10 protein-coding genes are annotated in these 9,748 nt (G+C 61.4%); 5 read left to right on the forward strand and 5 right to left on the reverse strand.

Annotated elements, in window-relative coordinates; genetic code table 11:
- Positions 1–4: 4 nt before the first annotated feature.
- A complete protein-coding gene (locus tag RE4_RS28750) occupies positions 5–1,441 on the reverse strand; it encodes an amidase (protein ID WP_060939814.1) in 1,437 nt (478 codons plus the stop codon).
- 39 nt (positions 1,442–1,480) lie between these two features.
- Positions 1,481–2,707: an MFS transporter gene (locus RE4_RS28755; RefSeq protein WP_060939815.1), complete on the reverse strand. Its 1,227-nt coding sequence runs from the start codon at positions 2,705–2,707 to the stop codon at positions 1,481–1,483.
- 119 nt (positions 2,708–2,826) lie between these two features.
- Here RE4_RS28755 and RE4_RS28760 point away from each other — a divergent pair, with 119 nt between their 5' ends.
- Positions 2,827–3,726 (forward strand): LysR family transcriptional regulator, encoded by a 900-nt coding sequence (locus tag RE4_RS28760; RefSeq protein ID WP_046380104.1) that lies wholly within the window; start codon positions 2,827–2,829, stop codon positions 3,724–3,726.
- A 68-nt stretch (positions 3,727–3,794) separates the two neighbouring features.
- Complete coding sequence (locus tag RE4_RS28765; RefSeq protein ID WP_046380105.1) at positions 3,795–4,283, forward strand: hypothetical protein; 489 nt, start codon at positions 3,795–3,797, stop codon at positions 4,281–4,283.
- Between the two features lie 63 nt (positions 4,284–4,346).
- Here the strand turns inward: RE4_RS28765 and RE4_RS28770 are convergent, their stop codons facing one another.
- The 3 genes from RE4_RS28770 to RE4_RS28780 all read right to left on the reverse strand — a co-directional run bounded on the left by RE4_RS28770 (position 4,347) and on the right by RE4_RS28780 (position 7,205).
- Positions 4,347–5,207: an alpha/beta hydrolase family protein gene (locus tag RE4_RS28770; RefSeq protein ID WP_021346076.1), complete on the reverse strand. Its 861-nt coding sequence runs from the start codon at positions 5,205–5,207 to the stop codon at positions 4,347–4,349.
- Between the two features lie 184 nt (positions 5,208–5,391).
- Positions 5,392–6,318 (reverse strand): LysR family transcriptional regulator, encoded by a 927-nt coding sequence (locus tag RE4_RS28775; protein ID WP_060939816.1) that lies wholly within the window; start codon positions 6,316–6,318, stop codon positions 5,392–5,394.
- Positions 6,315–7,205, reverse strand: coding sequence for a LysR family transcriptional regulator (locus RE4_RS28780; RefSeq protein WP_020909702.1), 891 nt, complete (start codon positions 7,203–7,205; stop codon positions 6,315–6,317). The genes RE4_RS28775 and RE4_RS28780 overlap by 4 nt, the downstream gene beginning before the upstream one ends.
- Before the next feature lie 233 nt (positions 7,206–7,438).
- On the opposite strand from RE4_RS28780, the gene RE4_RS28785 reads away from it, so the two are divergent.
- The 3 genes from RE4_RS28785 to RE4_RS28795 form a co-directional block, all read left to right on the forward strand.
- Positions 7,439–8,311: an ABC transporter permease gene (locus RE4_RS28785; RefSeq protein WP_060939817.1), complete on the forward strand. Its 873-nt coding sequence runs from the start codon at positions 7,439–7,441 to the stop codon at positions 8,309–8,311.
- Between the two features lie 11 nt (positions 8,312–8,322).
- Positions 8,323–9,096 carry an ABC transporter ATP-binding protein gene (locus RE4_RS28790; RefSeq protein ID WP_020971337.1) on the forward strand — a complete coding sequence of 258 codons (774 nt, stop codon included), beginning with the start codon at positions 8,323–8,325 and terminating at the stop codon, positions 9,094–9,096.
- Positions 9,097–9,186: 90 nt separating this feature from the next.
- On the forward strand, positions 9,187–9,748 hold a 562-nt coding region (locus RE4_RS28795), incomplete at its 3' end, for an ABC transporter substrate-binding protein (protein WP_155716996.1).

Raw genomic sequence — 9,748 nt, forward strand, 5'->3', positions numbered from 1 at the left:
CCGTCTACGTCCGAGGGTTCGGATGCTCATTCGGATACGGCAGGACCTTCTCGAGGGCGAGCCCTATCGCAAAGGCCGTGTGGTCGTCGTACGGCCGCGTAACTATCTGTGTACCGGTGGGGATTCCGTTCCGAGCGAAACCGGTGGGGATTGTCAGCACCGGGCAGCTGCTCAGGATGTTGAAGGTGATGGCCGGGACAGCCTCGAGGTAGAACTCCAATTCTGTTCCAGCCACATTGATTCCGTGCCCGACGTAGTCGTCGCCGGCAAGAAAGCCCTCCGTCACCACTGCCGGAGTGATCAACGCGTCATACGTGTCGAACAGGGATCCGATCGACGAATAAAGTTCGGCTTCGATCGCGAGTCCGTCCAGGAAAGTCGCGTCACCACGGGTGCGGCGTGCCCATCGCGCGAATTCCTTCGCGTACTCCGTGACCTTGTCGGGGTGCGCGGACGCTTCGGCGGAGATCGATGCACCGAACACGTGATCGTAGTGAATGGCGGCCGCACGCATGATTGCAGCGCGTGACAGGTCGACTTCGATGATCTCCGCGCGTGCGCCCAGCGCAGTGAGGGTGTCCACCAACTTGGCGGTGTTGGCGGCAACGTCCGGATCAACCGGCCAGTCACCCAACGCCGGGATCACGGCGATACGCATTCCTGTCAACGAATGCGTATCGAGGCCGGGCAGCGGTGATGCCGGCACATGCGAGGCAATGTCAGTGGAGGTCGGTCCCGCGATGACCGACTGCAGTGTGAGGCAGTCACTTACGGTGCGAGCCATCGGACCGCAGTGGCAGTAGCGATCGAGATTGAAGGGCGGATCGACGGGGACACGGCCGTGCGGTGGCTTGAACCCGACAATTCCGTTGAGTGACGACGGAGTTCGGATCGATCCTGCAACATCGGAACCGGTAGCCAAGTGCGTCATACCGGTGGCAAGTGCGACTGCCGATCCGCCGGAAGACCCGCCGGAGGAGTATTTCGTGTTCCACGGATTGCGAGTGACGCCCCACAACTCGGACTGTGTGAACGCGGCCGAGGAGAATTCCGGGGCCGTCGATCGCGCGTGGACGATGGCACCGGCGTCGACGATCCGCTGCACGAAAGTCGAAGTGTGGGTGGCGATCAAGTCCTCATAGACCTTGGACCCTTGAGTCCACGGTTGGCCTTGTACCGGTTCATCCTCTTTCACTACAACGGGAACACCGGCGAGCGGAAGGCTGACATCCGAACCGCGGACGTAGTGGCGTTCCGCTGACTTCGCTTGCGCCCGTGCAGCATCGAAGAAAGTGTGTCCCACTGCATTCAAGGTCGGGTTGAGCGCCTCGATACGTTCGATGGTGGACTCGAGTACCTCCACCGGAGACAGCGATTTGTCCCGGTAGCGTTCGAGCATCTCGGTCACATCCATGAAGGTTGAAACGGGTGTCTGGCGCATATCTGTTGTCCTGCCTCTATGAAGGTTTTGTGTAGGCGGCTAGGTTGTCAGTTCGTGCTTTGCCACGACGGGATTGCGGAATGTGGCGAGCAGCATTGCGAGAGTGGCGATTCCCGCGGCTATCCAGAAGACCGTTTCGGAACCGGAGTGGTCATGAATGCGTCCACCCGCGAACGCGCCGAGGGCGATGCTTGCATTGAAGACTGCAACCCACAGAGCCGCAGCGGCCTCTCGGTGAACGGGAGCTGCTTGTGCGATCCATGTTTGAGTACTCACCGATACACCACCGTAGAAGAGGCCCCAAGCCGCCATGAGCAGAGCAGCTGTGATCAAGGTGGTAGCCGAGATCGGGAACAGGGCAAGGGTGATCGCTACTCCCGCGCTGAGGATGACGACCACAGTCTTCGGAGACTTGGTGGCAGATGGCCCGGCTATGAAGTTGCCGACAACGCCCAGAACCCCGTAGATCAAGAGCATCGTGCCGATCTGCGCAGGGTGCAATCCTGCGAAGAACTCCAGCCCCGGACGCACATAGGTGTACGCCGCGAAATGAGCGGTGACGATGAGCGCGGTAATCGCGATTCCGACCCGGACTCCCGGGTTCCGAAAAGCCACCACGAGACTGCCGAGCGACAAAGCTTGATCAGCTGGCATCACGGGTAGGACAGCGAACATGGCGAGCGCGATCAGCGTCGCGGCGCAGCTGAGAGTCCAGAATGCCACGCTCCACCCGGCCGCTGCTCCGATATACGTCCCCGCAGGGACACCGAGAACTGAGGCAACCGCGATTCCGCTGAAGATGATCGTGGTCGCCAACCCGACGGATCTGGAACCCACCAATTTGGGTGCCAGGCTAGCGGCGAGTGCCCAGACTCCGCCCATGCTCACACCGAGTAGGACGCGAGCACCAGCGAGCACAGCGAAGCTTGGTGCGAGAGCCGTGAGGGCGTTCGCCGCTGCGACTACAAACATCAGGACGATAAGCGTCGACCGACGATCGAAGCGCCGGGTCACGATGGGCACAAACGGGGCAGTGGCCGCTGCCACCAACCCGGTAATGGCCAGTGAGAGCCCGATGGTCCCTTCGCTTTCCACCAGGTCAGCACCGATCGGGGTGAGTAGCCCGACCGGCATCATCTCTGCCGCGACAACGATGAAGGTGGACGCTGCGATCAGGGCGACCGCGGCCCAGTGGTTCTCGATGGTGTGTGCGTGGGTTGAGGACGTGGGCGCGGGGCTGTTCTGCCCGGGCGCGGAATGTGGCATGTAACCAGAGAAGCTCCCGCACGCCCAAGGATCAACGGCGAATCGCTCATCCAACCATTAGCTCAATTCATCGATGAGCCATGATGGAGTGGTCGAATGAGTCGAAGGTCGGAGTGAAAATGTCGGAGCCTCCGATGCGTGAGATCGAGTGTTTCCTCGTTCTCGCTGAAGAACTGCACTTCGGTCGCACCGGCGAACGACTGTTCATCTCCCAGGGCCGAGTCAGTCAGCTGATCAGCGGGTTGGAGCGCCGTATCGGCACCAGCCTGGTGGCGCGCACCAGTCGCCGCGTACACCTGACTGAATTCGGCGCCGAATTTCTTGCGTCGTTGGCTCCCGCGCATCGTGCGCTTGTCGGAGTAATCGAGGACGCTCAGTCAAGAGCACGCAACATGCCGACGCCGCTTCGGGTGGGTTTCCAAGGAGCAATTTACGATTCGATCGCGGCTGCTGTCTCTCGTTTCGAGATACAACATCCGCAAACTTGCGTGACCATCAAAGAATTACCCCTGGGTGACCCGTTCAGTGATGTACTCGCCGGGCGAATCGATGCGGCAGTGGCACTTCTCCCCGTAGATGAGCCCGAGCTGACGACCGGGCTCGTCTTTTCTCGACAGCCCCAGACCCTGGCCGTCTCAGTCCATCACCCGTTCAGTGAACTGGGCGTGATCGACGCCGAGCGGTTGGCGCAGATCTGTCTCGTACCCATCACCGGACCCGCCCCCGACTATTGGCAGCGTGTGAATTCCCCGAGCACGACGCCGGGCGGAGCCACTATTCCCACGCAGGGCGGGGCGAGCACCGTCCAGGAAGGCCTGTCGCAGGTCGCATTCAGTCAGGTCGGCCTCATCCTGTGCGCAGCAACCGCTACATACAGCCAGCGCTCGGACATCACATTCGTACCGATCAACGGATTACCCGAATCTGCTTTGGGCCTCGTGTGGCGTACCGAACTCGAAAGCCCACGACTCCGCGCTTTCGCGAAGGCGATCGAGGAAGCCCACTCCTGCCCCGTCTGACGGTGATCAGCCAAGTCGCGGAAGGACTCCGGGACGTGGGGATGCATCGTGTGTGGAATGATCGCGCCATGTCTGCGATCACCGACTACTTCACCGCGCGCACGGATGAGCACGCCACCTCCGCCCTCGAGGGTCTCGTCGACTTGGAACCAGCGGTGATCGAGGCGAACGATGCCTCTCGCCCGCGGGTTCAGTTGGCTGCGGGTGGGACTCCAGTTCTGCAGGCGAAAGGCGTCGATCCAGTTGTCGCGCTCGGCCGACTGGAGGCAGCCCTCACCGCTCGCCCCTACAACGAGGTCGCAAAAGGTCCACGCTGCGGGAAACTCGTCGCAATGAGCGACGACGGCGACACCCTCGTGCTCACGGTTACCGACGAATTACGCGATGCACTAGCGGAATTGAACGCTGACGATGTCGCCGCCGCTGCGGCGACCTGGGCAATCGACGAGACGAGTGAACCGTCGGAGGACTCAATGCCGTTCCTGACCGCCTTCGCCGAACTAGCGACCAGAGCTGTGGCTCAGGGCGAACGGATGTATGGCTACGTCGTCATTTGAGCTTCTCAATTCCGCCGATCTGAACGGACAGGCCGTTCGTCTTCGACAACTCCCGACTTACCGTCACCCCGGGATCTGCATGGCCAGATCGTTGCGGTCGAAGTCGGAGAACTGCTGGGTGTCAGTGCAGTATCCGCAGCTCGCTCCGAAGAACTCGGTGCGGGCGTTCGGATCGTCGAGTAGCCAGTACCGCAGCCACGCCGTGCTCGGCCCGCGCATATCGCCGCCGTTGATCGCCGTACCGAAGTGCGTGGCGCCGCGCAGTTCCAGATACTCGGCAGGCACGTGGTCGGCGTCCTCGTACATCGCCCGCACGATCGCCGGCCAAACGATTGCGTCGGCCTGGCCGGCCAGATAGAGAACCGGCTCGTCGATGAGATCGACATCATTGAGCGGGCCCGGCTGGATCGCGACGGCGGTGTCGACGCGGTCGTCGATCGCCGCGTTGATCGCCGCAGACCCGCCCTGCGAGTGCCCCACCGCACCAATGTGTTCCAGGTCGACTTTGCCGTAGAAGACACTCGACGGGCTGGCCGCCTTGTCCGCGATGAGGTCGATTCCCGACCGCATGGTGATGGCGAAGTTGCTTGCCGGTGTATTGGCGGCGACCACGATGAATCCGTGGCTGGCGTAGTGGCGCAACAAGGAGGTGTACGCACCGGGGAGCACACCGGTCCCGTTCCCCCAGATCACAACAGGGTGCTTCTCGCCGCGCGCGCCGAGCTGGCGCGGGTAGTACAGAGTGTGCACCAGCCCGATCGAGACATTCGGCGTGTACGGCCCTGCACTCGCCCAATCGTGCCCGACGCTCGGGATGCCGGGCGCATCGGCAGCCGCTGTTCCGGTTGCGCCCGTGAGTCCTAGCGTCGCGCACAACGCAACCGCCGCTGCAGCATTCACGAAATGTTTCAGAGACTTTCGCATGAAAGTCAACCTTTCGAAGTTGATCCGGAGTGACGTGTATTACATATTCACGGCAGGGTGACCCGTCGGCTTTGTTCGAGGAAACGGACTATCCCAGAAGTGTTGTGTCTGTAGACAAAATAATCGTTCTCGGCGTATGAGCAGCCGTCGCGAATACGCAAAGTCCCAGAGAGATCGACTCCGCCTACAGCTTCCGCGCCGATTGCTCGGCACACAGCCGTAGGAAATGTTCGACGACCTGCGTGTTCTGGCCGTCCTTTGCCACGGCTGCGATCTTCCGTGGCGGCAGTTCGAGTATCTCACCCACAGTGCAGCCCCGTTCGGATGCTCGCTCAGCACTGGAGAGTTCGAGGATGACAGCACCGATCCCTTCGTATGCGAAATCCGCGAAGGCATCGCGATGCTGTGACCTCATCACGAAGGCGTGGTCGATTCGCGGTTCGATCGACCGCAGATGGCGATAGACATCGGAAGTTTCAAACCGCGGTGCGACGACCAAGCCGATGCGCATGAGGTCCTCGCCGATGAATACCCCGTCCACCGGTGGCGGGGTGCCGGGCGGGCAGACAAGGCGCAACTTGTGGTCCGGAAGGCGCACCATTCGAGTCCCGGGAACGCCGGTGGGCGGCGACTCCATTATTGCCACGTCAGCGGTGCCGGCCATGACCGGGTGAATCGCATCGGCCACAGATGACCCCGGCGGAACCGTGATGGTGATTCTCAGGTTCGGCACCTCCGTGCGCAGCGCTCCGAGCAGCACCGCTGTGGGATCGTCCGCAAGGCTCGCTGTCGTGGCAACACTGAGGTGGGGGACTGCTGACAGTAAGAACTCGCGCTCGACCACTAGTCGATCGAGCGCGGCCAGCGCTTCGCGTGCTGGATCGATGAGATTCCGTCCGCGCGCAGTCAGCGTCGCGCCGGCCCGGCCCCGATTGAAAAGCCGTCCTCCGACGCGTCTTTCGAGTCGCGCAATTGATTGAGAGACGCTCGATGTTCCTGTGAACTGGTTTGCCGCTGCTGCCGTGATACTGCCGTGTTCGACGACCGCGAGGAAGTCTTGTAGCTGCCGCGGATCGATTCGCGGGGGCGCGGACTCTCCGAAGTTGCTCATCCGGCGTTCCCCATGCCACCTTCGTCACGTAATCGGCTGGTCGTCTCGATAAACGCTTGTGCCGCAGGCGATGGCGTCGAACCGTGGAACATCCAGATATCACGAGTGAGCGGGGGCCGAGTACGACACAGCACCACACCTTCTCCGACTGTATCGGCGACAGATTCGGGAAGGAAGGCGACGCCGACTCCCGCGCGTACAAGTGGGATCATCGAGGCCACAGAGATAGTCTCCGCAACCACCGCCCCGTCCACAGTGCCTTCGCCCAGGCGTTCCGCCAACAGTCGCCGAGTGACATCGTCACGCGGGCTGGTGATCAATCCGATTCGCAACAGATCCGTCAACGCCGCTACCCCCTCGCCTTCACTTCGTGCGGCGGGCACCAGCGCAACGATTCGTTGCCGGCCGAGAAGGATACGTTCAACACCCTCGTCGAACACCTCGTCCACCCCGAGGCCGATATCAGCCTGACCCGAGGCGACCACCGTTCCGATTCCGTCGGTGTCGTTGCTGAGCATCGTCACCGCAACATTGGGAAACTTGCTTTTGAACGCACCGAGGGCCGTGGCCGCCGGATCACGCGCCAATGTTCGCGGACATACGACCGTCAGCCGACCCCGCTGCACGACGTTCAATGGATGCAAAGCGTGATCCAAATCCCGGTATGCCCGAAGTACTTGGGCCGCCGGACCTGTCAGATCGCGTCCAGCGTCGGTCAGGGTGACTCCCCGCGAGCCACGGCGGACGAGCGTCAGGCCGCACTCTTTCTCCATTCTGGCGAGAGCCTCCGAGATTGTCGGCTGGCTGACCCCCAGTCCGCGAGCAGCAGCGGAAATGCTGCCCCGATCAGCAAGGGCGAGAAAGTATTCCAGATGACGCCGGTCCATTGGGATTCCCTTCTCATGGAAGTCCGCGTGCGCGCCCGATTCTGCGCCCGTCAGCCATAGGTAAACCCTATGGCATACCTCTCGAATGTGGCGTAGACGGGAAGAAGAATCCCGTGATCTGCTTCACATATGAACGCAGTGAGCAACAACCCGGGGAGCTTCGACCAGAGGCACCCGTCTGCTTTTGTCGAGCACCTATCGCCGCCTGTGAGCACTACGAAGAAGGCGCCGAAATGACCGAAACCATCACCGCTATTTCGCCATCCGGCGCTACGTCACCCCGTTCCGCGAGGCGGGCACGCTCTGAGCCGAAGCCCGCTCGACAGCGTCGATCCGGTACACGACGCACCATCGGGGTACGACTGGCCCAGGCCGCACTGCTTTTGGTCCTACTCGGAGCGTGGCAGCTCGTCGCATCGCAAGGTTGGATCGAGCCAGTTCTGGCCAAAACGCCAGGCGAGGCCTGGAACTACTTCACCGCAGCAGTGCAGTCGGGGGAGATTTCGACGAACTTGCGTGCCACGATGACTGCCGTCGTGATCGCGTGGATCCTCGCAAGCGCAGTCGGGGTGGCGGTAGGGCTCTCTCTCGGACTGCTTCCGACCCTCGAACGCATCATGAGTCCGTTTCTGGATGCGGCGAATGCCATGCCACGTCTTGCGCTGGCACCTCTGCTTATCGTCATCTTCGGGATCACGATGACGGCAAAGGTCGCTCTCGCGTTCACACTCGTATTCTTCATCGTCTGCTCGAGTGCACGAGCCGGTGTGAAGTCAGTTGACGACGAATGGCTCCGACTTTCCACTGTCCTGAATGCCAGTAAGACACAGGTGTTCTGGCACATTCTCCTCCCCGTCGCGACACCTGGCATTTTTGCCGGTCTTCGGTTGGGGCTGATCTATTCACTGCTTGGCGTCGTGGGTTCTGAACTGATCTCGTCACGGGACGGGCTGGGCCAGCTTGTGTCGATCTACTCGGCCCAGTTCCGGATGGAAGCGGTCTACGCGATCCTCATACTTCTCGCAATCGTCGCAGTCGTCCTCAACCAAGCCATGAACTTCGCCGAGCGCTACCTCCTTCGGTGGCAGCCACCGGCTCGACGATGACAGGAATCATCATGGATACCAACGTGATTACACCCGCAGTCCAACTCGACGGACTGACGATATCCTTCCCCTCGCCCGACGGGTCGGCGAAAACTGTGGTCGATAATCTCGACCTCACAATCCCTCGCGGACAGTTCGTGAGCCTGGTCGGCAGGAGTGGTTGCGGCAAGACCACCCTGCTCAACGCGCTCGCTGGATTGGTGGACGCAACAGAAGGGAAGACCGAGGTCCTCGGCACAACGCCATTCGACGCTCGTTCTCGGATGGGCTTCATGATGGCCCGAGATGCGCTGTTCCCGTGGCGAACAGCGCAGAAGAACGTGGAGTACGGTCTCGAATTGAGGGGAGTACCCAAGGCGGAGAGACGAACTCAATCCGCGCGCTGGCTTGCGGCCGTTCAAATGTCCGAGGCGTCACGGCTGTGGACTTGGCAACTCTCCCAAGGGATGCGCCAGCGTGTCGCGTTGGCCCGAACGTGGGCTCTGGATCCGGACATCTTGTTGATGGACGAACCGTTTGCCGCCCTCGATGCGCAGACCCGAGTCGAAGTACAGCGAGAATTCCTCGAGCTTTGGCAATCCCAGGTAGGCCGGACGGTCATCTTCGTAACCCACGACCTCGGCGAAGCCATCTGTCTCTCCGACCGCGTTCTGCTGCTCGGGGCCGGCCGGGTGATCGACGACGTCAGCATTGACATCGAGCGCCCCCGCGAACTCGAAACCCTCACCGCCGAACCTCGATACATCGAAATCTTCAACCGGCTGCGTGGTCAGCTCGACCACTGATGTGCCCAGCCAACTCAGCTTGATTACTGATGTGCCCAGCCAACTCAGCTTGATTTCTGATGCGCCCAGCCATCAAGGAACAGGAATCCCATGAAACTTCGACCTTTTGTCGGCACAGTCATTGCAGCGTCCCTACTGCTTTCCGCGTGTGGAGGGGGAGGGCGTCCGAACGACGGTAGCGTCGCCATCGGGGTCTACCCTGCGAGTGCTTTGTCCCTACCTGTCTACGTCGCCGTCCAACAAGGAATGTTCGACAAGGAAGGCCTCCACGTCGAGCTCATCGACGGAAAGAACGGGCCCGAACTCATCAGCGGTCTCATCGGCGGTACAACCGATCTCGCGGTCGGTGCACCCGGAACCGTCGTGCCGGCCATAGAGCAAGGGCAGAGTCTGCGGCCACTGTCCCCGTACGGGTCGATCGATCTTGCCATCGCCGTGACGAAAGACAGCGGCATCACCACCATCGAGGATTTGCCCGGCAAGCGGATCGCCATACCGTCACGTGGCGGCGCAGCCGAGCAATTCGTCAATCAGCTTCTCGGAGAGAGAAACATCGACGCCTCCACGGTGCAATTCATCGCAGCGGCACCCACCGCGAGTCAGATACCACTCGCACGAAAGACATCTCAGGAAGTTAACAGTCAAGCCGCGG

Source organism: Rhodococcus erythropolis NBRC 15567, from assembly GCF_001552595.1.
In the GTDB taxonomy this organism is placed as follows: domain Bacteria; phylum Actinomycetota; class Actinomycetes; order Mycobacteriales; family Mycobacteriaceae; genus Rhodococcus_F; species Rhodococcus_F erythropolis.

Excerpts from the sequence above, each read along its gene's own strand:
- RE4_RS28750 (WP_060939814.1), bottom strand. The coding sequence starts at position 1,441 with ATGCGCCAGACACCCGTTTCAACCTTCATGGATGTGACCGAGATGCTC.
- RE4_RS28790 (WP_020971337.1), top strand. The coding sequence starts at position 8,323 with ATGGATACCAACGTGATTACACCCGCAGTCCAACTCGACGGACTGACG.
- RE4_RS28780 (WP_020909702.1), bottom strand. The coding sequence starts at position 7,205 with ATGGACCGGCGTCATCTGGAATACTTTCTCGCCCTTGCTGATCGGGGC.
- RE4_RS28785 (WP_060939817.1), top strand. The coding sequence starts at position 7,439 with ATGACCGAAACCATCACCGCTATTTCGCCATCCGGCGCTACGTCACCC.
- RE4_RS28760 (WP_046380104.1), top strand. The coding sequence starts at position 2,827 with ATGTCGGAGCCTCCGATGCGTGAGATCGAGTGTTTCCTCGTTCTCGCT.
- RE4_RS28770 (WP_021346076.1), bottom strand. The coding sequence starts at position 5,207 with ATGCGAAAGTCTCTGAAACATTTCGTGAATGCTGCAGCGGCGGTTGCG.
- RE4_RS28755 (WP_060939815.1), bottom strand. The coding sequence starts at position 2,707 with ATGCCACATTCCGCGCCCGGGCAGAACAGCCCCGCGCCCACGTCCTCA.
- RE4_RS28765 (WP_046380105.1), top strand. The coding sequence starts at position 3,795 with ATGTCTGCGATCACCGACTACTTCACCGCGCGCACGGATGAGCACGCC.
- RE4_RS28775 (WP_060939816.1), bottom strand. The coding sequence starts at position 6,318 with ATGAGCAACTTCGGAGAGTCCGCGCCCCCGCGAATCGATCCGCGGCAG.